Annotated in this window: 16 protein-coding genes; 11 read left to right on the top strand and 5 right to left on the bottom strand. The window is 50.9% G+C overall.

The window, feature by feature from the left end; translation table 11 throughout:
- Position 1 precedes the first annotated feature (1 nt).
- The 8 genes from ACO6UX_RS11035 (at position 2) to ACO6UX_RS11070 (ending at position 12,226) form a co-directional block, all read left to right on the top strand.
- Positions 2–310, top strand: a complete 309-nt coding sequence (locus tag ACO6UX_RS11035) for a cation:proton antiporter (RefSeq protein WP_422447937.1) — start codon at positions 2–4, stop codon at positions 308–310.
- On the top strand, positions 307–612 hold the full coding sequence (mnhG, locus tag ACO6UX_RS11040) for a monovalent cation/H(+) antiporter subunit G (RefSeq protein WP_101749109.1): 306 nt from the start codon (positions 307–309) through the stop codon (positions 610–612). Before ACO6UX_RS11035 ends, mnhG begins: the two co-directional genes overlap by 4 nt.
- 764 nt (positions 613–1,376) lie before the next feature.
- Complete coding sequence (locus ACO6UX_RS11045) at positions 1,377–2,471, top strand: hypothetical protein (protein ID WP_422447502.1); 1,095 nt, start codon at positions 1,377–1,379, stop codon at positions 2,469–2,471.
- Positions 2,471–4,822: a glycosyltransferase family protein gene (locus tag ACO6UX_RS11050; RefSeq protein WP_422447504.1), complete on the top strand. Its 2,352-nt coding sequence runs from the start codon at positions 2,471–2,473 to the stop codon at positions 4,820–4,822. The genes ACO6UX_RS11045 and ACO6UX_RS11050 overlap by 1 nt, the downstream gene beginning before the upstream one ends.
- Entirely contained in the window at positions 4,819–5,730 is a 912-nt protein-coding gene (locus tag ACO6UX_RS11055; protein ID WP_422447506.1) for a phytanoyl-CoA dioxygenase family protein, read from the top strand. The genes ACO6UX_RS11050 and ACO6UX_RS11055 overlap by 4 nt, the downstream gene beginning before the upstream one ends.
- A gap of 296 nt (positions 5,731–6,026) precedes the next feature.
- Positions 6,027–7,955 (top strand): F-box-like domain-containing protein, encoded by a 1,929-nt coding sequence (locus ACO6UX_RS11060; RefSeq protein WP_422447508.1) that lies wholly within the window; start codon positions 6,027–6,029, stop codon positions 7,953–7,955.
- A gap of 362 nt (positions 7,956–8,317) precedes the next feature.
- Positions 8,318–10,183, top strand: a complete 1,866-nt coding sequence (locus ACO6UX_RS11065) for a hypothetical protein (protein ID WP_422447510.1) — start codon at positions 8,318–8,320, stop codon at positions 10,181–10,183.
- A 180-nt stretch (positions 10,184–10,363) separates the two neighbouring features.
- Entirely contained in the window at positions 10,364–12,226 is a 1,863-nt protein-coding gene (locus ACO6UX_RS11070) for an F-box-like domain-containing protein (RefSeq protein WP_422447512.1), read from the top strand.
- Between the two features lie 486 nt (positions 12,227–12,712).
- Here ACO6UX_RS11070 and ACO6UX_RS11075 read toward each other — a convergent pair whose 3' ends face one another.
- Entirely contained in the window at positions 12,713–13,099 is a 387-nt protein-coding gene (locus tag ACO6UX_RS11075) for a hypothetical protein (protein WP_422447514.1), read from the bottom strand.
- Between the two features lie 684 nt (positions 13,100–13,783).
- Between ACO6UX_RS11075 and ACO6UX_RS11080 the strand changes: the two genes are divergently transcribed.
- From ACO6UX_RS11080 to ACO6UX_RS11090, 3 genes are all read left to right on the top strand, one after another.
- A complete protein-coding gene (locus ACO6UX_RS11080; protein ID WP_422447516.1) occupies positions 13,784–15,655 on the top strand; it encodes a hypothetical protein in 1,872 nt (623 codons plus the stop codon).
- 304 nt (positions 15,656–15,959) lie between these two features.
- Positions 15,960–17,825: an F-box/WD repeat-containing protein gene (locus ACO6UX_RS11085; protein ID WP_422447518.1), complete on the top strand. Its 1,866-nt coding sequence runs from the start codon at positions 15,960–15,962 to the stop codon at positions 17,823–17,825.
- A gap of 304 nt (positions 17,826–18,129) precedes the next feature.
- Positions 18,130–20,004, top strand: coding sequence for an F-box/WD repeat-containing protein (locus tag ACO6UX_RS11090; RefSeq protein ID WP_422447520.1), 1,875 nt, complete (start codon positions 18,130–18,132; stop codon positions 20,002–20,004).
- Positions 20,005–20,084: 80 nt separating this feature from the next.
- Here the strand turns inward: ACO6UX_RS11090 and ACO6UX_RS11095 are convergent, their stop codons facing one another.
- The 4 genes from ACO6UX_RS11095 to malG form a co-directional block, all read right to left on the bottom strand.
- A complete protein-coding gene (locus tag ACO6UX_RS11095; protein WP_422447522.1) occupies positions 20,085–21,137 on the bottom strand; it encodes a MalM family protein in 1,053 nt (350 codons plus the stop codon).
- A 473-nt stretch (positions 21,138–21,610) separates the two neighbouring features.
- Positions 21,611–23,806, bottom strand: coding sequence for a 4-alpha-glucanotransferase (gene malQ, locus ACO6UX_RS11100; protein WP_422447524.1), 2,196 nt, complete (start codon positions 23,804–23,806; stop codon positions 21,611–21,613).
- A gap of 120 nt (positions 23,807–23,926) precedes the next feature.
- Positions 23,927–25,069 (bottom strand): ABC transporter ATP-binding protein, encoded by a 1,143-nt coding sequence (locus tag ACO6UX_RS11105; RefSeq protein WP_422447526.1) that lies wholly within the window; start codon positions 25,067–25,069, stop codon positions 23,927–23,929.
- A gap of 40 nt (positions 25,070–25,109) precedes the next feature.
- Positions 25,110–26,000: a maltose ABC transporter permease MalG gene (malG, locus tag ACO6UX_RS11110; protein ID WP_422447528.1), complete on the bottom strand. Its 891-nt coding sequence runs from the start codon at positions 25,998–26,000 to the stop codon at positions 25,110–25,112.
- Between the last annotated feature and the right edge of the window lies 1 nt (position 26,001).

The raw sequence follows: 26,001 nt of genomic DNA on the forward strand, positions 1-26,001 counted from the left end.
CATGATGGTTTTTGCCACTCATTTCGCCTTTGTCGGTTTGTTAGCCAGCCTGGTCCTGGCATTTATCCGACTGTGCAAAGGCCCTTCGCTGGCGGATCGGGTGATCGCCCTGGATCTCATCGCCTTTATCACCATCGGCTTTATTGGTGTATTCACCATTTACAGCAACGCCACCGCGTTTATGGATATTGCCATCACCCTGGCCCTGGTGGCGTTTCTCAGCACCATTGCCTTTGCCCGCTTTATTATGCGCGTGCCACTGAGTCAGTCTCGCGCTGATGCGGGCTTAAGTTCAGGAGAAAAATCATGATGGATTGGGTCGTCGCCAGCTGTTTAATTGTCGGAGTACTGTTCAGCTTTTTCTCTGCGCTGGGTATTTTACGGATGCCGGATGCTTACATTCGCATGCACTCATCCACCAAAGCGGGCACCATCGGGGTTGGTTTAATTATGGTGGCTGTGGCCCTGCACTTTCAGGGGGTTTCCATCAGTTCCCGGGCCGTCGGGATTATCGCCTTCATTCTGATGACCGCCCCCGTTGCAGCACACCTGATGGGTAAATCGCTGTTGATGAATAATTACCAGATGTGGCGTGGTCATCAGCAGGATTAACTCTTCCCTTCTGAAGCAGGCCTGAAACTTCGGGCCTTTTTTCACTTCGGTGCCTCTTCTTTTCGACGCCGCTTCAGGGATCATGGGGAAATTATTTAAGAACAATCAGTTTGCAAATGAACCTGCTAAAACGACTCCCCCCTTTTATCCTGACATTTTCCTCACTTGTTTCAGTTTTTTTTGCTTTCCCTGTCTTTGATGATTTCTGCCGCACTGACTTGATAAACAAGATTCAAGTACTGGAATTTTCCAACAGTCCCCGAGCCAGCAAGAAATAGATTGCTGTTTTGTGTTTTCGTGGTTGCTCAAACTTGAGCACAAATCTAGGAGCCTGTCCGAGAATAGCGCCCACAGCGAGGATGGCAGAAAATTGAGGATAAAAATTTCGTTTTGTGAGGTGAATAGCGGGGCTATTTGCCGAACAAAACGGAATTTTTAGACCAATTTGCTGCCACCGCACGACTGCATGGATGCAGGAGCTAGAGCAACGCAGGAGCAGTTGCCGCGTAGGGCAGTCTATTCTCGGACAGGCTCCTAGGACAATGAACTTTCTCTTGATTAGATGGTCTTAAAAATCACTGGACAGCGACTGTCCACTTAACAAAAGAGCCATTGATCAAACCAAATTCTTATGGCCGCCATAGTCGGTCCTGATAATTTGTGATCTGATTTTTCAGTCACCCTGCACAATGAAAATTCCACATTGCTCAGGTCATTATTGCCTGACTTGGGAGTTCTCAAGGCAAAAATGATTACAACCTTAAATGATGAACTCACTACCCGTTTTACCCGGCTCTTCTTCTGAAGCTGCAAGGAAAGGAGCCATACACAACACTGACCATGGCCAGGATCCTGTCAATAAGCCCCAGGGCAAGGTTTCCGTTAAATGTCACATCGGACAACAGCACTGTTTCGATTTCACCTCAACCGGAGACATTTCACTGACCCAGCGGGATATCCAACACCTGTCAGCCCATCTGCCCGGATTTAAGCCACAGCCCGGGAATGGTGACCAGAGCCTGGTGACCGTGGAACACGTCCAGACCAACGACCGCCCGGTCATCGTGCAACGTGAAGGAGCCGTTCAGGTTATGGCTCCCGATAACGACATCATGCCGGATACCCTGCCACACCTTCTTTACGGGGCCTGTCGGGTTGAGTGGTTACGAAAAAAACTGTTCCCGGTCCATGCGGCCTGTATCGGCGATGCCTCGGGCTGTTACCTGCTTGCCGGTGCCTCTGGCTCTGGCAAAACCACACTGGTACTGAAGCATGCCCTGCGGCATCTCAAACTGCCAGAACGAAAAATCATCTCGGCAGACAAAACCCTCGTCAGGTTTACCGATGACGGGCAACTCAAAGCCGTTGCGGGCACCAAGACCATTTCGGTGCGTAACCATGATATGCCCAAATGGGAGCCCGTGGTCAGTGCCGGAGTTGCTGAAGCAGGAAAATCTGAACAGTCCCTCACCAGTGTTGGCGACCGGACGCATTTTCAGCTGCCTTCGGATTACTACAGTGACCCGGAATCGGAAGTCCCGATACGGGACATTGTGCTGGTCAAGTTAACCGACGATTTCATGGAAAAAACCCTGACCCCTGAAAGCGCAAGACATCAGCTGTTTAACCTGTTCCTCGACAAGCAGCGCGAGGATATTCTGATTGGTGATTATGATGCCGTCCTTGATGGAACCGTTCCTCGCGAGGTCAAAGACTACCTGGCGCAGAAGCTCAGTGATTATCTTCGCGAGGACGGGCGGCAAACACGACAGATCAGCGGTCCACTGCAGGACGTTTACCAATCCATCATGCCCACGCTGTCCATGGAGGTGCTGCCAACGGAGAAAAAAAAAAGATAGTGATTGGCATCTGTGGCATTGGCAACGGCCATCTGAACCGTCAGTTGCCCTGCCTCAATTACCTCAGGGACAGAGATCATCAGATCGTCCTGTTCACTTATGGGCAGGCGCTGGAGTATTTCCACAACCATCAGAAGGAGTATCCGGGGATTCGCGTATGTGAGGTGAACAATCCCTACATTGCTGGCTGTCTGACCGGGCTGGATTTTGAGGCCACCAGTAAGCTGCCACAAAACAACCGCATGAACTTCAACCAAATCAACTTCCGGGCCATGGCAGTAGCGAACCAAAAACTGGGTACTCCGGATCTGGTGATCAGTGATTACGAGCAGGTGTCCGCCCAGTATGCCTACAGCAAGCAGGCTCCGCTGATCACCAGCGACCAGCAAAGCAAGTTTTTAACCGGCAGCTTCATACCTGATCTGGCGGGTACGTCATTTCGGGATGAACGGGAGCGGCTGTCACTTTTCTTTCCCCGTGCCGACAGGCGTTTGGCAATCTCTTTCTTCAACGTTCAACCTGATATTCAAGAGCAACAGCGCAGGGATATTGCCAATGTAACCCTGCTGCCACCGGTGATTCGTCCGGAAATCATTGCTGCCAAAGAACAAGGCCATGGCACAACGGCCTCGTTACTGATGTACATTACTGCCCAGTCGTGGACCTCTCTGCCTATTGATCAATGGCTACAGACCGTCCAGGAGAATGTACCAGACGACATCACAGTACATATATTTTTACCCATACAGTGTCTGCTTCCTGCTGATAGTGAGTGTTGTCGGTTTTATCACCATGGCGACGCCCAATTTGTTTCATTACTCGCGGCCTGCACCGGGGTGATCTCCACCGCAGGACACACACTGCTGTCAGAAGCCATGTACCTGAACAAGCCCGTCTATGCCATACCCCTGAAAAATCTGTATGAACAGCAGATCAATGCCAAAGTGATTGGCGACAACCAGTTTGGGATAAACTCGGGGGAGCTGAGTGCAGAAAAACTGAAAACGTTTATTGCCAACCTGGCTTTTTATTCCGACAACATCGGCAAAGATAATACCGTGCTTTTGCGGGGCAATGGCAAAGACCAGGTTATCCAGATCGTTGAGCAGACGCTGCAGGAAAACCAGCGCCCTGTTCAGGAGCCCTCCCCCTGCCAGGAGATCACATTTTCCAGCACGGATTCAGGGGCAGAAAAAAAGATACTGTTTAATGCAGAACCCTTCGGTTTTGGCCCTTCTGCTGCCATCGGGGAAATATTTCCTTACGTGCGCAAACAGGCCAGACACCTCGCCTATATCGGCGAAAAGCACACCCTCGATATTCAGTCCAAGTACCCCTATAACCGAATCATTGACTGCACCGGACAGGGCTCTGCCACCGACCGAAAAGAAAAGTACCTCCGCCACCTGCGTGAATACGATCTGTTTATCACCGCCTGTGATCTGGAGGTTGCCGGGTGGGCCAAAGAAGCAGGCCTTGAGGTCATCGTATATGATCCACTGTCCTGGTACTGGAAAGAGGTGTCTCCAGCCATTACCCATGCCGACCTCTATCTGGTACAGAACTTTCTCACCGTGCAGGAGCGGTTACAGGAAAACAGGAATAAACTGCCGGAAACCATCGTCGTACCTTCCATTGTTTCCGGCCTGCAGCGTCCTCAGGATAGGCACCCCCAAACCAATACGGCCAGTCTGTTGCTGGTCAATACCGGTGGGCTGATGAATCCCCTGGTGACTTCTTCCATCATGGTGAACTACGCAAAAATCATCATGAACTGCATCAACCAGACCCTTGGCAGTCACTACGACCAGCTCCAATTTCTGGGCAGCCGCACCCTGGCAGAGGCCACAGGGGACCAGTTTGAGGTCCAGACACTGACACCTGATCAAGTGCAGGATGTTTTGCAGCAATCAACAGTGGCCCTGATGACCCCGGGACTTGGCAACATATTTGAGGCGGCCGCCCTGGGGAAAAAAATTATCTGGCTGCCTCCGGCCAATGACAGCCAGGGCCAGCAGTTAACACTGCTCAAGCAAAATCACATGGTGGATGCCAGCATTGACTGGCATGACATCTTTCCCGGGACCGCTCCCATTGACTACTTCAAAAGTCAGGAAGAGGTTATGGAATCCATCACTCATCTTATCGAAAGGTTAACGACGGAACCCGGAGCAATCACAACACTCAGCCATCTCATGGCTATTGCTCACCAGCAATTGTCCCATACCGACGAGTCATCATTGAGTGAACTTGACCGACGATTTTCCCATGGCGGAGGGAAAGTCATTGCTGATCAGATTCTGCAAAGACTACATAAACAAAACACCCTGAAGGAGGAGGAAAAACAATGAACCCACTGGCACGCCCCAATTGCAGTAACAATACCTTTAAAGAGATCAGTTATACCGATCATAAAGTTTACGATGGACAGCGGGCTGACCCGAAAGTCATCAAAGAAGCCTTTGTGGAGCATGGCTACATCGTTGCCGGGAATGTTTCCACTGAAGCGGATCGTAACAGTGCCGCCAGCCTGTTGCAGCGTCAGGTCAAGCATCATCCGGAAGCCAGCATCAATGGTTTTTTTGAACTGTACCATGATGATGCCCTGGCCCAGCTGAGGCAGAACCCTACCATGGTCAAGCTGTTTGAAACCCTTTGGGATAATAAAAAACTATGGGTGGTATTTGACCGATGCATTTATATGCGGCCAGAAACAGACCATAACAGCTTTCTCCCCCTTCATGTGGATCAAAACCCTCATACCCAGCCCGGTTTCAGTGCGGTTCAAGGCTTACTGGCGCTCAGGGATTGTGATAAAACCACCGGCATGCTGGGTATTATCCCCGGCTCCCATCATGACTTCGGGCAATATAAATCGTGGTCAGATAAAAAACAGGGCTGGATTGAATATCAGGGCGAGGATGTACAAGACCGTTGGCAGGCACTCCGGGCTGTGCAATTGAAAGAGGGGGAGATGGTGGTTTGGGATTCTCGCCTGACCCACTCACGATTTAATCCAGACCCGGACTGCACCGACGACAGGCGCGACCGTATGCTGGCGATGATCAGCTTTCTCCCCGCCTCTGCCGATGAGGCGCTAAGGGAAAAAAGGGTGCACGCCCTGGAAAGTGGCGTAGGCCAATACGATCATGAAGCAGGATTGCGAAAAACGGCAGGTTCTCAGATTGAATCATTACGGGTGAACCGGGAAAACCTGACGGATACAGGCAGGAAAATCTATGGCGTCGAACCTTGGTGAGTACTACCTGACTAGAAAGGAAGCGCTTGATGATACCTTCTTCCCACGGTCCCCCGTGGGAATGCATACCAAATCTCTCCGTAAATTAGCCTCCCATAAAACTCTTATTATTCCGGGCAGAAACAGGCCGTTCCACCTCCTGCAGGCTCCAGCCGTTTATCTGAGTTAATTAATCAAAGGACAATCAGGCTGCCCGTGAACTTCCCGACCTTTGGCCTGTCCATTAAAACCGTGAATCAATGGTTGCGATGTGTCTCGCAGTGCCGGTAATAACTCATTAATAATGGGGCAAATCAATGAGTGACCCTTTGTCTTCAGGTGCCGCCGGTGTCCCGATGGCACCGGATTGGCCTGCACATCTGCCGACAAAAACCTCACCCTCTGACTCCCCGTCCAATATCGCGCTTGCGGAGATAAGTCCTCAGAAACAGCCCTCGCAGAAACAACCTTTATGGCAAACTTTGTGGCAAAGGAGGATTACTGAACTTCCTCCCGAACTGTTGGTCAAGATTTTTGACTACCTTGAATTCGGTGATATCCGACGTATCAATGCAACCTGCCTTGCATTTCGGGACGTGGTCACAGAATACAAATACATTCAGGAACTGTCTTATTTTGCCCGGCTTCCCCAATGTTTCCGGGAACAGTTCCAGCAACATGTCTTTGGGCAGAAAAAATCCCGGTGCTTTCATCCATTTGCCACTCCAGCATCACGCTACAACAGAGGGATATCGTTCAGGGACAGGGTAATAAAGAACCTCCCGCAGATGTCCGCACTATTATGCCTTGACACCTTGGGGAGGATGGAATCATGTCCGGCTTATCGTATGGTCAAGCTATTTAAAGTTACGCTCCCTCAGCGTGCAGCATGGAATTCACAGCCACAGACCGGTGCCGCTCTTGAGGTTTGCTTCAGCCGGTCCAGTCATCATCTGTTGTTTTATGGCCGTTGCTTGAATGACTCCCGAATTCTGGCCAGGGATGACCAGGGGCAATGGGCAGAAGAGCACCTGAATTGGTCCGATAACAGCCGCTCCCGGGTGGTTTCCGGGGCAAATTTCAGTCCTTGTGAAAATCGCCTGTTTACCTGGAACGGTAAGAATCGCGCGAATATGTTGCAACCTGCCGACAACCGCTGGAACGAGGACGACACGCTAAAGTTGTCAGGTCATGCGGTCGTGTTCAGCCCCTCGGGGAAATATATGGCGGCCTACAAGCACGAACCTTTCATCGTCTGTCGCATGGACAACAATAATCAATGGCGGAAAGTGAAGGTTAACGGCCTCTCCGGAGAGTTGATTAAACACGCCCTGTTCAGTCCATCGGAGCGATATTTGGCACTCCTCTGGTCGCATCTACCATTTTGTGCGAGTGAAATAACGGTGCTATCTCTGAATGATTGTAGTGCTAAAGTCTGGAAATCACAGAGGTTGGAAAAATGTAAAGATGATTATGTTACTCATGCCCAATTTAGCCCGGTCGCGGATCAGTTTCTGGTGGGTTTTGAAAATCATTATGGCATTCCCGGGCGGGTCTCAATATACAGCCTGGAACCATCGGGGAAATGGGAAGAGACGATGATCTTCCCATACTTTTGTCCGGTTTTCTTGAGTTCTACCGGTCAATATCTGTTCAATAAGGCCTCATTCACGGGCTTCGTGGGCCTTGGCATGCTGCAAGATATGCTGCAAGACAGGGTCAGAGACCGTGATGTGCAGCTATGGCGCATACCGGAAAATTTGTCTGCCGGGTCGCTGGACGACGGTCGCTTGCTGCAGCCGGATGCCGTATCAAGAGCGATTCTTGATTCAGAAATAACGCTCAGACACAATTCTCTGGTGAAAGTGGCGCGGTTCAGTCCGTCTGACAACCACTTAGTGGTCAGCTGCGAGTCGGGTACAGTCTACATCTGGGGAAAGAGCCAGACTGGACAATGGGCAATTGAAACCATCACCGAAGAATGTGCCCCAATCACCGTACCCTGGTTTAGCCCGTCCGGCCTTCATGTGCTGACCTGGAACCCTTCAATGGTAGGAATCCTCGGGCGCAGCGGTCAACAGCACTGGTCACTCAAAGGGGATATCAAGCAAGACGGTATTCTGGAAGCCTACTTCAATCCACTATCAGAGCATGAGGTGATGGTCCTGAGCCAAACTCAGAATGGCGACGTTACCAATATCCATTTACAAGTCTGGGAAATAAGAGATGCAGGTACGCCGGATTGAAGACAAATGCGGTATGCATTACCACGCAGAGCGTGGAAATGACGAGATACCGGAGCCTGCTGGATGTCGAACAACCTGTTTCTGTCCGGAAACTTCCTGCCCTCAGGTCTGTCCAATATCACCATAAATCCTTGGTTATGAAGGTTTATAGTACATGGTTTCAATGAGCTTGACGTGTACAATCCCCGTTCACCCTGAGCGGAGTCGAAGGGTGCTTGGCACGATCTATCAGAGTCCGGAGCTTCCGCCCTTCGACAGGCTCAGGACGAACGGAGTGCGGAGGCATGACAACCCGTCAAACTCATTGAAACCATGTACTACCAGTAATGCCGGTAATAACTCATTAAGAATGTAGTAAGTCAATGAGCGACCCTCTGTTTCCAGGGGCTGTCGGCGCTTCGATTGCACCGGATTGGCCTGCAAATGAGCCTGCTAAAACGCCCCTCCCCGGCTCCCCACGCGCTATCGCACTCCCGGAGGCAAGTCCGCAGACACAGTTTCCGCAACAACAGCCGTTGTGGCAAAGAAGGATTACTGAACTCCCTCCCGAACTTTTGGCCATAATTTTTGACCACCTTGAATTCGATGACATCCGGCAAGTTAATGCAACCTGCCTGGCTTTCCGGGAAGTGGTGAAAGAATACAATTATATTCAGGAACTGTCTTATTTTGCCCGACTTCCCCGATGTTTCCGGGAACAGTTCCAGCAACAAGTCTTTGGGCAGAAAAAATCCCGGTGCTTTCATCCATTTGCCACTCCGGCATCACGCAACAACAGAGGGATATCGTTCAGGGACAGGATAATAAAGAACCTCCCGCAGATGTCCGCAATACTATGCCTTGAAACCCTGGAGAGGATGGAAAGATGTCCGGCTTACCGTCTGGTTCCGCAACGCAAAGTCACTCTGCCTCTGTCTGAAGCAAGGTGTCAAGAGCTTCATCCCGATCCCGTTTATGATGTTTGCTTCAGCCCGTCCGGTCGTCATCTGCTGTTTTATGGCCGTTGTTTGAATGGCTCCCGAATTCTGGCCAGGGATGACCAGGGGCAATGGGCAGAAGAGCACCTCAATTGGTCCGATAACAGCGGCAGTCGGGTGATTACCAGGGCAAGCTTCAGTGCTTGCACAAATCACCTGTTAACCCGGAGCGCTGAGGGCAACATTAATACCTGGCTACCTGCACACCGCTGCTGGAACGATGCCAGCATGGTAACGTTGCCGGATCAGACTGTCGAATTCAGCCTTTCAGGGAAATATATGGTGACCTACGGCAGGTACAATCATGTGATCACCTGGCGCATGGGTGAAAATAACAAGTGGCTGAAAATGAAGATTCGTGGCCTACCCACCGGAGTATTCGCTGATGACGTCCGGTTCAGTCCATCGGAGCAGCATTTGATGTTGCGCTGGTCGGCTCCACAGGGAGAGGGTGGGCAAATGGCTATGTTATCGCTGGATGGTCCCGACGCCTGGTCAGTACAGCCGTTAAATTTATTAAGCAAAGGTATTGTTGCTTTTTCCCACTTCAGCCAAGTGGCGGATCAGCTTCTGATGGGTATTAGCGAACTTCCTGTCAAATGCGGGCGGGTCTCAATTTACAGCCCGGAACCATCGGGGAAATGGGAGGAGACAATAATCTTCCCATACTTGTATCCGCTTCGCTTCAGCCCTGCCGGTAAATACGTATTCAGTGAATGCAGCACCAGTGGCCGTCATGCGTTGCTATGGCGCAGACCGGAAAAATTATCTGACTGGTCTCTTGACCACTGTCGTTTTCCTCAGTTGGATGAAGCATCAAGAGCGAGGCTTGACTCAGCTATCATGCTCAAACATGACTCCCGTGTGGATACGGTGCTGTTCAATCCGTCTGACAGCCACTTACTGGTCTGCTGCAGGCCAGATACAGTCCATATCTGGGGGAAGAACCAGGCAGGAGAATGGTCAATTCAAACCACCACCAGGGAGTGCGCCCCGACCACCACCCCCTGCTTTAGCCTGTCCGGCATTCATGCGCTGACTTGTAACTCTTCAATGGTAGGAATCCTGGGGCGCAACGGTCAACAGCACTGGTCACTCAAAGGGGTTATCAAGCAAGACGGTATTCTGCAAGCCTACTTCAATCCGCTATCAGAGTATGAGGTGGTGGTCCTGAGCCAAACTAAGAATGGCGACGTTACCAATATCAGTTTACAAGTCTGGGAAATAAGAGATGCTGGTACGCCGGATTGAAGGCAAATCCGGTATGCATTACCACGCAGAGCGTAGAAATGAGGAGATAGCGGAGCCTGCAAGATGTCAAACAACCTGTTTCTGTCCGGAAACTTCCTGCCCTCAGGTCTGTCCAATATCACCATAAATCCATGGTTATGAAGGTTCTGGTACATAACTCATTAAGAATGGAGCATGTCAATGAGCGACCCTCTGTTTCCAGGGGCTGTCGGTGCTTCAATTGCACCGGATTGGCCTGCCAGTGAGCCTGCTGAAACGACACCCTCCAGCTCCGCTACCGCGCTCCCGGAGGCAAGCCCGCAGACACAGTTTCCGCAACAATTTCCGCAAAAACAGCCGTTGTGGCAAAGAAGGATTACTGAACTCCCCCCCGAACTTTTGGTCATGATTTTTGACCACCTTGAATTCGATGACATCCCGCAAGTTAATGCAACCTGCCAGGCTTTCCGGGAAGTGGTGAAAGAATACAATTATATTCAGGAACTGTCTTATTTTGCCCGACTTCCGCAATCCTTCCGGGAACAATACCGGCAAACAGCCCCGTGGCAGAAAAAATCCTGGTGCTTTCATCCATTTGCCACTCCAGCATCACCTGATAGAGGGATATCGTTCAGGAACAGGATAATAAAGAGCCTCCCTCAGATGTCCGCACTACTAAGCCTTGACACCTTGCGGAGGATGGAATCATGCCCGGCTTACCGCCTGGTTCCGCGACACAAAGTCACTCTCCCGCTGCGTGAAGCGGGTGAACCATATAAACAGACCGAAGCTATTGTTGATTTTTGCTTAAGCCAGTCCAGTCGTCATCTGTTGTTCTATGGCCGTTTTTTGAATGGCTCCCGAATTCTGGCCAGGGATGACCAGGGGCAATGGGCAGAAGAGCACGTCAATTGGTCCGATAACAGCGGCAGTCGGGTGATTACCAAGGCAAATTTCAGTGCTTGCGCAAATCGCCTGTTAACCCGCAGCAGTGAGGGTTACGTTAATACCTTACGGTCTGCTAACAGCTGTTGGGAGGAAGTCGGCAAGGAAACTTTGCCGAATCAGACTGTCCAATTCAGCCCTTCCGGGAAATATATGGTGACCTGTGATGAGGACAATCAGGTACTCGTCTGGTGCATGGACGAAAATAATAATGATTGGCTGAAAATGGAGGTTTCCGGCCTCTCCCCCAGAGCGTTGATTGGTCAAGTTCAGTTCAGTCCATCGGAGCGGTATCTGTTACTGCACACGCTGGATAAAAGGACCATTTTATCTCTGGATGATTGTGGAGTCTGGTCAGCCCAGCATTCAATATTAATAAGTGAATATAGCGGTTATGCCTGCTTCAGCCCAGTGGAAGATCAGCTTCTGGTATGTATTGAACACAACCCCTTGAGTCCCGGACGGGTCGCAATTCACAGCCCGGATCCATCGGGGAAATGGCAAGAGACGGTGATATTCCCGACATTCTTTCCGCTTCAATTCAGCTCTACCGGTAAATACCTGTTCGCTAAATCTAATACCATTGGTGGTCCGACGCCTTGCCAGGATTTGCTGCTATGGCACAGACCGGAAAATTGGTCTGACTGGTCGCTGAACCCGTGTCTCTCGCCGGAGTTGAATTCCGCGTCAAGGCTTGAATCAGCCATAAGGCTCAAGCATGATTTCGCAGTGTATCAGACACTATTCAGCCCGTCTGACAGTCACGTGCTGACCACCAGCTATGATGCGGACAGCACAATCTGTATCTGGGAGGAGAGCCAGGCAGGGACATGGTCAAAACAAATCATCACCAGGGAGTATACCCCAGCCATCACCCTCTTTAGCCTGTCAGGCATTCATGCGCTGACTTGTAACCGTCACATGGTAGGAATCCTGGGGCGCAACGATCAAAAACACTGGTCACTCAAGGGGAAGATCGAGCAAGACGATATCATGACAGCATGCTTCAATCCCATGTCAGAGCATGAAGTGGCGGTCTTGAGCCATTCCAGGGAAGGCAATATAACAAATTTCACTCTACAAGTTTGGGAAATAAGAGATGCTGATACGCCGGATTGAAGACAATGGCCTGCTGTTTCGAACTGGTGAGTAGACCGACGGAACTTCCCCGCCAGCCCCTCGTAAAACGGTACGTGAACCTCTCTGACGCCGCCCCTTCGCTCCACTCCCATTACAGAAGCTTCAACACTACTCGACAATATGCTCCTGCATTGTCTACCGATTACGTCCATGTAATCGTACGAACGGCTCCGCCCCAGTGCGCAGCATCGGTACTCAAGCCCTTGCAGGTCCCCCACTTGGGAGTCTCCCTTAACATCCGCACGACTGGTTCCCACAGTTCCATAGGAAAGCCCAGTACAGAGTCATGCCTTGGACGCCCTGGATACAGCCAGACAGGCTTATAGAATGAGCAACAATGATTTTGGAGCCTTAATCCAGTTTCGGTTACAGACAGAGTCGCAGTGATAGCTGGATAGTGGCCAGGTTTTACAATTCCAGTTGATCGTCTTTCAAGTCCGGAGTTGAGGCTAAACCTGGTTCAGCCTAATGATCACCATTGGGAGACATTTTTGGAGATAAGCCTGGCAATAATAACGCTTCGTGGAGATATGCTTTTTTGACAACCTTGTTATAAATGAAATCAGCGTGTTCACTAAAAAATTGAAATTGATCCAATCTACCAAAGGGATTTTTGTTAAGCTGTTTACCTTTATTTTTCAAATCAGAGTAAATGCCATGGGCAGCATGAAAGCAAAGACGATAATATTCTCCTGGTTCGTTCATTTTTATATCTTGTGCTTTCAGTTCTACTTTGCCTACTCCTTTTATATTGAAAAAGCATGTAATTCTTATGGCTTGAAATGGGTCTTCAGGGTTTACTTGTTGGTAATTGTATTGATGGCCATTGTTATTAATACTTCCGGTAAGCATAATTTACTCCTGTAAATGAGAATTTTTTTGCACTTAATTTCTAATTAGACAGTTAGGAAAATAAAAAGTTCAATCTATACGCCGGACACCGCCTGCACAGCATTCGGAATTAACCTGCAAGCTGATCACTGGAGAGGAACGAGCCCCAGCTTTTGATGTCAACAATGGACCTTTCGAACGCTTCAACGAAGATTCGGGTTTACGCATCTCTCTGTACCATACCTGACGACTCATTGTTCGCCTTTTCCCCAACGCTCACGACCACCACTCTTAATGACAGCCGCTTGAGGTGGTTTGAAGCCTGCTTCCGACAGCCGACTTCGGCGGGCCTACCGCCATCTTTCCTACAGCTTCGACACGTCAGGAGAATTATCCTTCAGACTCCATTGGTGTGCTGCGGCACACCGTTCCCACGGTCCTCCGTGGGAATGCATACCAAACCTCACCTTAAATACAAAATCCCGATTAAACCACCACGATTTCGCGCAATAAGAGTTTGTTTCACAGTTGGCAAATCCGGTATCGCAGAACGTGGGAACGATGAGATACCGGAGCCTGCACAATGTGAAACAACCAGTTTCTGCCCTGGAACTTCCTGCCCGCAGGGCTGTCCATTCACATCATGGATCGGTAGTGAAGGTTCGCGCAGTGCCGGTAATAACTCATTAAGAATGGAGTAAGTCAATGAGCGACCCTCTGGCTCCAGGGCCTGTTGGCGCTTCGATTGCAGCGGATTGGCCTGCAAATGAGCCTGCTAAAACGACACCCCCCAGCTCCGCTATCGCGCTCCCGGAGGCAAGCCCGCAGACACAGTTTCCGCAAAAGCCGCTGTGGCAAAGAAAGATTACTGAACTCCCTCGCGAACTGTTGGCCACGATTTTTGACCACCTTGAATTCGATGATATCCGGCAGGTAAACGCAACCTGTCTTGCATTTCGGGATGTGGTCACACAATACAAATATATTCAGGAACTGTCTTATTTTGCCCGGCTTCCCCGATGTTTCCGGGAACAGTTCCAGCAACATGCCCTTGAGCAGAAAAAATCCTGGTGCTTTCATCCATTTGCCACTCCAGCATCACGCAACAACAGAGGGATATCGTTCAGGGACAGGATAATAAAGAACCTCCCGCAGATGTCCGCACTACTATGCCTTGACACCTTGCGGAGGATGGAATCATGCCCGGCTTACCGCCTGGTGCCGCGACACAAAGTCACTCTCCCGCAGCGTAATCCAAGTGAACGATATAGCCGGATCGAAGCCAGGATTGATTTTTGCCTCAGCCAGTCCAGTCGTCATCTGTTGTTTTATGGCCGTTTTTTGCATGACTCCCGAATTCTGACCAGGGATGACCGGGGACAATGGGCAGAAGAGCACGTCAATTGGTCCGGTAACAGCGGCAGCCGGGTGATTACCGCGGCAAATTTCAGTGCTTGCACGAATCGCTTGTTAACCCGCAGCCGTGAGGGTTATGTGAATACCTTACGGTCTGCTAACAGCGGTTGGGAAGAAGTCGGCAAGAAAATTTTGCCGAACCAGAAGGTCCAATTCAGCCCTTCCGGGAAATATATGGTGACCTGTAATGAGGACCATAAGGTACGCCTCTGGCGCATGAACAAAAATAATAATAATTGGCTGAAAATGAAGGTTTCCGGCCTCTCCCCCGAAAGGTTGATTGGTGAAGTTCAGTTCAGTCCATCGGAGCGGTATCTGTCACTGCACACGCAGGATAAAAGAACCATTTTATCTCTGGATGATTGTGGAGTCTGGTCAGCACAGCATTCAATATTATTTATAGCAGAGGGTTTCGGTTGGAGTTATGACCGCTTCAGCCCAGTGGCAGATCAGCTTCTGGTGTGTATTGATCGCAAACCCTACAAACCCTACAATCCCGGACGGGTTGCCATTCACAGCCCGGATCCATCGGGGAAATGGCAAGAGACGGTGATCTTCCCGACATACTTTCCGCTGCAATTCAGCTCTACCGGTAAATACCTGTTCGCTATATCTGATAAAATTGGTGGTCCGACGCCTTGCGAGGATTTGCTGCTATGGCACAGACCGGAAAATTGGTCTGACTGGTCGCTGAACCAGTGTCTTTCACCGGAGTTGAGTTCCGCGTCAAGGCTTGAATCAGCCATAAGGCTCAAACATGATGGCGCAGTGCATCAGGCAGTATTCAGCCCGTCTGACAGTCACTTGCTGACCACCAGCTATATTGGTGGGGTCGGCACAATCTGTATCTGGGAGAAGAACCAGGCAGGGACATGGTCAATTCAAACCATCACCAGGAAGAACTCCCCAATCATCACCGGCTTTAGCCTGTCGGGCCTTCATGCGCTGATTCACACCTCTCACATGGTAGGAATCCTGGAGCTCAACGATCAAAAGTACTGGTCACTCAAGGGGAAGATCGAGCAAGACGGTATCATCAATGCACGCTTCAATCCCATGTCAGAGCATGAAGTGGTGGTCTTGAGCTATACCGGGGAAGGCGATATGACCAATTTCACTCTACAAGTTTGGGAAATAAGAGATGCTGATGCGCCGGATTGAAGACAATGGTCTGCTGTTTCGAACTCGTTCCCACGGTCCTCCGTGGGAATGCATACCAAACCTCACCATAAAGACAAAATCCCGATTAAACCACCACGATTCCGCGCAATAAGAGTTTGTTTCACAGTTGGCAAATCCGGTATCGCAGAACGTGGGAACGATGAGATACCGGAGCCTGCACAATGTGGAACAACCTGTTTCTGCACTGGAACTTCCTGCCCTCAGGGCTGTCCATTAACATCATGAATCGGTAGTGAAGGTTCGCGCAGTGCCGGTAATAACTCATTAAGAATGGAGTAAGTCAATGAGCGACCCTCTGTTTCCAGGGACTGTCGGCGCTTCGATTGCACCGGATTGGCCTGTAAATGAGCCAGCTAAAACGACACCCCCCAGCTCCGCTATTGCGCTCCTGGAGGCAAGCCCGCAGACACAGTTCCCGCAACAATTTCCGCAACAACAGCCGTTGTGGCAAAGAAGGATTACTGAACTCCCCCCCGAACTTTTGGTCATGATTTTTGACCACCTTGAATTCGATGACATCCCGCAAGTTAATGCAACCTGCCAGACTTTCCGGGAAGTGGTGAAAGAGTACAAATATATTCAGGAACTGTCTTATTTTGCCCGACTTCCGCAACGCTTCCGGGAACAGTACCGGAAAATAGCCCCGTGGCAGAAAAAATCCCGGCACTCTCATCCATTTACCATTCCTGCATCACGCAACAACAGAGGGACATCGTTCAGGGACAGGATAATAAAGAACCTCCCGCAGATGTCCGCACTACTATGCCTTGGCACCCTGGGGAGGATGGAATCATGCCCGGCTTACCGCCTGGTTCCGCGACACAAAGTCACTCTCCCCCAGCGTGATCCAGGTGATCCATATAATCAGACCGAAGCCATTCTTGATTTTTGCCTCAGCCAGTCCAGCCGTCATCTGTTGTTTTATGGCCACTGTTTGAATGACCACCGAATTCTGACCAGGGATGACCGGGGACAATGGGCAGAAGAGCACGTCAATTGGCCCGATAACAGCGGCAGCCGGGTGATTACCGCGGCAAATTTCAGTGCTTGCACGAACCGCCTGTTAACCCGCAGCCGTGAAGGTTATGTGAATACCTTACGGTCTGCTAACAGCGGTTGGGAAGAAGTCGGCAAGAAAATTTTGCCGAACCAGAAGGTCCAGTTCAGCCCTTCCGGGAAATATATGGTGACCTGCAATGAGGACAATCAGGTACTCCTCTGGTGCATGGACGAAAATAATAATGATTGGCTGAAAATGAAGGTTTCCGGCCTCTCCCACGAAGGGTTTATTGGTAAAGTTCAGTTCAGTCCATCGGAGCGGTATCTGTCACTGCACACGCTGGATAAAAGAACCATTTTATCTCTGGATGATTGTGGAGTCTGGTCAGCACAGCATTCAATATTGATAGCAGAGGGTTGGGGTTATGCCCGCTTCAGCCCAGTGGCAGATCAGCTTCTGGTGGGTATTGATCGCAATCCCTACAGTCCCGGACGGGTTGCCATTCACAGCCCGGATCCATCGGGGAAATGGCAAGAGACGGTGATCTTCCCGACATTCTTTCCGCTTCAATTCAGCCCTAGCGGTAAATACCTGTTCGCTATATCTGATGCAATTCGTGGTCCGATGCCTTGTGAGGATTTGCTGCTATGGCACAGACCGGAAAATTGGTCTGACTGGTCGCTGAACCCGCGTCTCTCGCCGGAGTTGAGTTCCGCGTCAAGGCTTGAATCAGCAATAAGGCTCAAACACGATGGCGGATTGTATAAGGCGCGATTCAGCCCGTCTGACAGTCACTTGCTGACCACCAGCTATAGTGGGTGCGGCACAATCTGTATCTGGGAGAAGAGTCAGGCAGAGACATGGTCAATTCAAACCATCATCAGAGAGTACACCCCAGTCATCACCGGCTTTAGCCTGTCAGGCCTTCATGCACTGACTCGCAACTCTCACATGTTAGTAATCCTGGGGCTCAACGATCAAAAGCACTGGTCACTCAAGGGGAAGATCGAGCAAGACGCTATCATAAAAGCATGCTTCAATCCCATGTCAGAGCATGAAGTGGTGGTCTTGAGCCGTACCGATGGAGGCGATATGACCAATTTCACTCTACAAGTTTGGGAAATAAGAGACGCTGATACGCCGGATTGAAGACAATGGCCTGCTGTTTTGAACTCGTTCCCACGGTCCTCCGTGGGAATGCATACCAAACCTCACCATAAAGACAAAATCCTGATTAAACCACCACGATTCCGCGCAATAAGAGTTTGTTTCACAGTTGGCAAATCCGGTATCGCAGAACGTGGGAACGATGAGATACCGGAGCCTGCACAATGTGAAACAACCAGTTTCTGCCCTGGAACTTCCTGCCCTCAGGGCTGTCCATTAACATCATGAATCGGTAGTGAAGGTTCGCGCAGTGCCGGTAATAAATCGTTAAGAATGGAGTAAGTCAATGAGCGACCCTCTGTTTCCAGGGACTGTCGGCACTTCGATTGCACCGGACTGGCCTGTAAATGAGCCAGCTAAAACGACACCCCCCAGCTCCGCTATTGCGCTCCCGGAGGCAAGCCCGCAGACACAGTTCCCGCAACAATTTCCGCAAAAACGGCCGTTGTGGCAAAGAAGGATTACTGAACTCCCCCCTGAACTTTTGGTCATGATTTTTGACCACCTTGAATTCGATGACATCCCGCAAGTGAATGCAACCTGCCAGACTTTCCGGGAAGTGGTGAAGGAACACAAATATATTCAGGAACTGTCTTATTTTGCCCGACTTCCGCAACGCTTCCGGGAACAGTACCGGAAAATAGCCCCGTGGCAGAAAAAATCCCGGCACTCTCATCCATTTGCCATTCCTGCATCACGCAACAACAGAGGGACATCGTTCAGGGACAGGATAATAAAGGACCTCCCGCAGATGTCCGCACTACTATGCCTTGGCACCCTGAGGAGGATGGAATCATGCCCGGCTTACCGCCTGGTTCCGCGACACAAAGTCACTCTCCCCCAGCGTGATCCAGATGAACCATATAATCAGACCGAAGCTATTCTTGATTTTTGCCTCAGCCAGTCCAGTCGTCATCTGTTGTTTTATGGCCGTTATTTGAATGACCACCGAATTCTAACCAGGGATGACCGGGGACAATGGGCAGAAGAGCACGTCAATTGGCCCGATAACAGCGGCAGCCGGGTGATTACCGCGGCAAATTTCAGTGCTTGCACGAACCGCCTGTTAACCCGCAGCAGTGAGGGTTATGTGAATACCTTACGGTCTGCTAACAGCTGTTGGGAGGAAGTCGGCAAGGAAACTTTGCCGATCCAGAAGGTCCAATTCAGCCCTTCCGGGAAATATATGGTGACCTGTAATGAGGACGATCAGGTACTCCTCTGGTGCATGGACGAAAATAATAATAATTGGCTGAAAATGAAGGTTTCCGGCCTCTCCCCCGAAGGGTTTATTGGTACAGTTCAGTTCAGTCCATCGGAGCGGTATCTGTCACTGCACACGCTGGATAAAAGAACCATTTTATCTCTGGATGATTGTGGAGTCTGGTCAGCACAGCATTCAATATTAATAGCAGAGGATTGGAGTTATGCCTGCTTCAGCCCAGTGGCAGATCAGCTTCTGGTGGGTATTGATCGCAAACCCTACAGTCCCGGACGGGTCTCAATTCACAGCCCGGATCCATCGGGGAAATGGCAAGAGACGGTGATCTTCCCGACATTCTTTCCGCTGCAATTCAGCTCTAGCGGTCAATACCTGTTCGCTATATCTGATGCAATTAGTGGTCCGATGCCTTGCGAGGATTTGCTGCTATGGCACAGACCGGCAAATTGGTCTGACTGGTCGCTGAACCCGCGTCTCTCGCCGGAGTCGAGTTCCGCGTCAAGGCTTGAATCAGCAATAAGGCTCAAACACGATGGCGCAGTGTATCAGGCGCGATTCAGCCCGTCTGACAGTCACTTGCTGACCACCAGCTATAGCAGCTGTAGAGGGACCGGTACAATTTGTATCTGGGAGAAGAGCCAGGCAGGGACATGGTCAATTCAAACCCTCATCAGGGAGCACACCCCAGCCACCACCGGCTTTAGCTTGTCAGGCCTTCATGCACTGACTCGCAACTCTCACATGGTAGGAATCCTGGGGCTCAACGATCAAAAGCACTGGTCACTCAAGGGAAAGATCGAGCAAGACGGTATCATAAAAGCATGCTTCAATCCCATGTCAGAGCATGAAGTGGTGGTCTTGAGCCGTACCGGGGAAGGCGATATGACCAATTACACTCTACAAGTTTGGGAAATAAGAAATGCTGATACGCCAGATTGAAGACAATGGCCTGCTGTTTTGAACTCGTTCCCAGAGTCCTCCCCGGGAACAAGAAAACGAGTTGGTAGCTCGAATCACTTTCAGAACAGCGCATCTATATGGCTGAGCAGCATTCTGGACTGATCAATCACCCCCAGGGCAGCCCGGGTTTCACCTTGTTGCAAATGCATTATTAACTGCTGCTGATAAGCATGGGACAAGCGTTTATCGATTGCCTGCGAATCTGAAGCGGTGCTTTCAATGGCATTACCTGCGGATTCACGTCTATAAAGCACAGAAAATGCCTCCTGCAGATCAGCATGCATCTGACCCGCACTCTCCCGCAGCGCCAAAGCCTCCTGAACCTTGCCATCGGCCAGCAACTGAAGAACGGTCTCTCGAAACTCTTTACTTAAAGCAATAGTGTCGAAACCAACAGCTGCCTCAGCCTCTCTTCCTGTAGGAACCGGCGGTGTATAAGCAGGCCCTTGCGCAGAACTGGCGCTATACGCTTCGGTCAGTGACATGGCTTCCAGGGTAATCACCCCAAGATCACTGGCCGTCGCCAGCACATCCTTGGTAGCCGGTGGCATAAAGCCCCGGGCCTTTGCATACTCCTTCTCCATATCGACAACCTGAAGCTTATGGTTGCGACCATCGTCACTCATATAAACGACAATGTATTCGACTGGCGTCAGCAGCGGGTCACGATTGTCTACCACAAAGCTGTGATAAAAATACTCCTGACCAAGCAGGCCCGGCTTCTGGTAATGCAAAGCCGTCACTGGCACGGTTTTAACCACCTGGTAATGCTTATCGAGCAGTTGTACTTCCGGCATAAACGCCGAAGCTTCCCGGCCAAATTTCCCACGTTTTATCTGACTGCTGATTTTGAACCGGTAGGCACCATATCCGGGTAGCTGCCAGCCTATCACTGCAGAATCGCTGTTAGTCGTTTTCAGCGTTGCAGACTGTTGCGTCAGCCCAATGGTCTGCTGAATGGCTTCGTCGTATATCCGCAGTGGTTGATATTTCAGGGTCGGTAAAGAGTGGTAAACAGCCACAGGCTCTTTAGTCGTCGGGGCTATCGCAGAATCATGGGTTGCACAGCCAGCCAGTAAGCCAAGTGCCAGGCAGAGCGCTGTTTTTTTCATCGGACTACTCAACGGGATAAATCAATTGTCTGCAATTCTAGCGGTATTCATCAGAGCGCGAGTCTGTAAACGATTACAGACTCAGGCATAGTACATGGTTTCAGTGGGTTTGACGGGTTGTCGTGTCTCCGCACTCCGTTCGTCCTGAGTGCTGAGCTTGACGAAGCATCGAAGGACCCATAGGGCCTAAAGGCGGAAACTACGGACTCTGATAGATCGTGCCAAGCACCCTTCGTCCGTGCATCCTGAGCGGAGCCGAAGGACGCTCAGGGTGAACGGAGATTGTACACGTCAAACTCATTGAAACCATGTACTAGTGCAACTAAGCGTTGATACCAATACCGTTCGTGCTGAGCTTGTCGAAGTACGGTGGCACCATCCTTCGACAAGCCTCAGGATGAACGGGGTGCATGGGTATTAACACTTTTTTGCACCAGGAGGCTGACCGGCAACAGGTTACCGATGGTCAGACGCTATTTCGCCTTACGACAGCCACTCAGGTTGGCAAAGAACTGCTGATTCTCTTTGCTGGCCAGCATTGCAGAAATACTCTGAGGCAGACGACGACGCCAGTTTGGATATTCACTACAGGTGCCAGGTACATTCACCGGAGAGTCAATCATCATGACATCTTCCAGCTGGAAGCCAGCTATTTGCGAAGCCGACAAAGCCAGGTAATAGCTGAATCTCTCCATGATGGTACGACTGAATGCCGGTGCCGTGCTTGCCTGAAGGTCAACGCCTTCTGGTAATTCACCGAGGTCAGCCAGGGTATTCAGTACTGCCTTACGGGTCTGTTCACGGGCATCGTGGTCAGCGGCGGCACGCTCTTCGGAGAAAAAGCCCAGGGATTCCATCAGGTCGATGTCTTTGCAATCCCACCAGCCTTTCATGGTGGGAGTGTCATGGCATACCAGCATCGCCAGGGCTTTTTCACGGTACTTGTCGGGTGCCGTATAACGATCCTTATCCTGCTGGAAGATCCCCATCACACTGCCGTACATTCTTGCCGGAGGCAGACTGTCGGTGATTTCCTGAGGAACCACACCCAGGTCTTCACCAAACACCAGACACTGTTGGCGATGACTTTCCAGTTTGATAATACCCAGCAAATCCTGCAGCGGATAATGGACGTAACAGCCATAACGGGCACCTTTGTTGTCTGTGTTGCCGTTCGGGCACCACCACAGACGGAACAGCCCCATGGCATGATCAATACGCAACGCACCGCAGTTACGCATATTGTTCCGGATCAGCTCAACGAAAGGCTGGTAACGTTCCTCTTTCAAGACCACCGGGTTGAACGGTGGCAGACCCCAGTCCTGACCCATCGGCCCCAAACCATCGGGCGGCGCACCGGTGCTGGCTTCGAGAACGAATAAATTACGATCCGTCCAGACATCGGCACCGTTGCTGTCTACACCCACCGCCAGGTCACGGTAAAGGCCAACCATCATACCGGCGTTTTTGGCTTTTTCCTGGGCTGCGTGCAGCTGTTCATCCATCTGCCACTGCAGGTATTTAAAGAACGTAATCCGTGCCTGATTTGTCCTGGCAAAAGCCCTGACCTCTTTACTGTCTGGCGTCTGGTACGCTTCTGGCCAGCAGCGCCATCCCCAGCTATTAATATCGGTTTTCCGGAAATGCTCATACAGTGCTTCATACAGGGCAAACTGATCTAACCGCGCGCCCCTTGACTGACAGAAAGCCGTGAACGCCTGATCCCGGTCTGTTCCCTTGCCCAGATGCTGTTCGGCAAACTCATTAAACAACAGTTCCAATACCGACATTTTCAATGGTGCAACCTTGTCGTATTCCACAAGGTCGGTGCTGCGTAATTGATCAATCAATCCCTGGTGGTGTGCAACAATCTCCCGGGCTGATGCACTGTCTGCGTACTCCGCCACTTGTTCAGGATCAATGTACAGCACATTATCAAACAGACGGGTCGATGGGCTGTAAGGCGAACAGTGCAGTGGATTGGACGGGTACAGGGCATGCACCGGATTCAGGCCAACAAAATCAGCCCCCTGCTCACCCATACCTGCAGCCAGCGCACCCAGGTCGGTGAGATCACCCATCCCCCAGTTACGCTCAGAGCGAACGGTATACAGCTGAATACCGGAACCCCAGATTTTAGCGCCCTGTTTCATGGCTTCCGGCTCATAACAAACGTCCGGCACCACAATCAATCCGGCTTCTGCCGTGAACGCTTTCTCCTGAACCGCCATCGTGTGATAACCCAGTGGCAGGTATTCAGGTACTGAAACCTCAAGGGCAATATACTCTTTGCGCTCCAGCTTCACGGTTTCGGACACAACAGCCGTGGTCAGATCGGCATGATGGGTAACCTGGTCACCGTTTTCCAGAGTTATCTGCACTGCAACAGACGATGGACGTTTACTCCTGGAGCAACGCAGTACGAAAGAGAAGCTTTGCCCCTGATGCACAACCGTCACTGGTGATAAAGGAGATTGCCACAGCTTTAACTGTTCAGTGGCTATCGCCTGTTTCAGCGCCACATTACTGCTAGCGTCAAAACCCATGGCAGCCAGCAGGGGAATTTTGTTCTCAGTGTTAATAGCTACCGGAGTACCATCCCAGTCCTTATAGCCGCTGGCCATGCCACACAGGTCACCCAGACTGTCGATTAATTGGTGGTCAAGCATTGAGTTTCTTCATAAGTAGACCGGCAACCAGGGAGGCTGCCGGAGATTGCACAAAATTTGTCGTATGGAATACGGGTTGTTCCAACGGTCTTCCACGGGAGCAATCAGCTGTCAGCAATATCAGTCAAATACTGGTGACCTGGTTCGTGAAAACGCGACACCGCTGGCATCAAACAGATGACAGTTTTCCGCCGGAACACCCACATGGAATTCAGCACCAGGCTGACGACGCAGGGAGTCTTCCACCCGGGCAATAAACGCTTCGTGAATATCCGGATGGTTCAGGTAGATAAATGACTCATTACCCAGGCGCTCAATGGTTTCGATAGTGCCGGTAATGCAGTTTTCTGCGCCATCCGCCTCTTCATGATTCAGCACATCCTGTGGCCGAATCCCCAGCGTTACCTTATCACCAGATTTGGCATTGCGGGTGTCGTTGCAAACACGCAACTCAGTACCACACTCCAGCTTAACTCTAGTCTCTTTCTGACCGGGCTCCACTATCGTGGCACGGAAGAAATTCATCTTCGGTGAACCGATAAAGCTGGCCACAAACAGGTTGCACGGGTTGTGATAAAGTTCCAGCGGTGCCCCCACCTGCTCCAGATTGCTTTCGGCACCGTCTGCCAATGGGCTGAGTACCACGATACGATCGGCCAGCGTCATGGCCTCTACCTGGTCGTGGGTTACATAGATGGCCGTTGTCTTCAGTTTATTATGCAGACGGGACAACTCCTGACGCATCTGTACCCGCAGGGAAACATCCAGGTTGGACAGCGGCTCATCAAACAGAAACAGCCTCGGTTCCTGCACAATGGAGCGACCAATCGCCACCCGCTGGCGCTGACCACCTGACATCGCTTTTGGCTTACGATCCAACAGCTTTTCCAGCTGCAAAATTCTGGCTGCTTCATCCACACGACGATTGATCTCGGCCTTGTCCGCTTTTGCCAGCTTCAGGCCAAACTCCATATTTTCCCGCACCGTCATATGGGGATAGAGGGCATAAGACTGGAACACCATACCAACACGACGCTCGTTGGGCGGCATATCGTTGGATCGCTCACCGTCCAGCTCTAACAAACCGCCGGAAATGTCTTCCAGGCCACAGATCATCCGCAACAACGTGGACTTACCGCAACCGGAAGGGCCAACGAAGGCGACAAATTCACCATCTTCAATGTGCAGATTGATGTTCTTCAGAACAAATGTCTTGCCACCGTCGTAGCTTTTGTCCAGTTGGGTCAGCTTTACTTCAGCCATTGTCTTTCTCTTGTCTAAACCTTTATAAACGGTAAATCCGTTAACCTTTCACACCACCGGCCGTCAGACCATTGACCAGATAACGCTGGGCCATCAGGAAGACGACAGTAATGGGCATGCCGGTCAAAATTGCGGCAGCGGCAAAATCACCCCAGAGGTAGTTCTGGGCATAGAGGAACTGTTTCATACCCACGGCCAGAGTCAGCTGTTCAACGCCCTGGAGCAGGACAGACGCAATCGGGTACTCACCAATCACCCCAATAAACGACAGTACAAATACAACCGCGAGAATAGGTACAGACAGTGGCAGCAGAATATGCCTGAATGCCTGCCAGGGGGTGGCTCCGTCGATATAGGCAGACTCTTCCAGAGCCACATCAATGCTTTCGAAATAACCTTTAATCAGCCAGATGTGCATGGTGATACCGCCCAGATAGGACATCACCAGGGCACTGTGAGTATTCAACCCCAGCCATGGCACCACACCGCCCAACTTATTAAAGAAGGCATGGAAAGCCACCAGGGCCAGCACCGCCGGGAACATCTGCAGAATCATCATGCTGGTGAGCAAGTGGTTCTTGAAACGGAAACGCAGCCGGGCAAACGCATAAGCACCGGTGGTGGACAGCATCAGGATCAGCGCCGAGGTGGTAAAGCTCACTTTCAGGGAGTTCCACAGCCAGGTCAGTACCGGGAAAGTGGGCTTAATCACCGTGCCATCGGCAGTGGTGTACTCAAAACCCAACACCATTGCCCAGTGTTCCAGGCTGGGATTATCCGGAATCAAACTGCCGGTCGCGAAGTTACCGGTCCGGAATGACACCGAAATAATCATCAAAAATGGAAACATCACCAGACAAAGCAGCAGAATCATCACGATCCGGGCTGCCCATACCCGATAGTGCAGGTTTCGTGGTTGTACCATCGCCATG

This window comes from Endozoicomonas sp. ALB091 (assembly GCF_049310265.1).
Taxonomy (GTDB): Bacteria; Pseudomonadota; Gammaproteobacteria; order Pseudomonadales; family Endozoicomonadaceae; genus Endozoicomonas.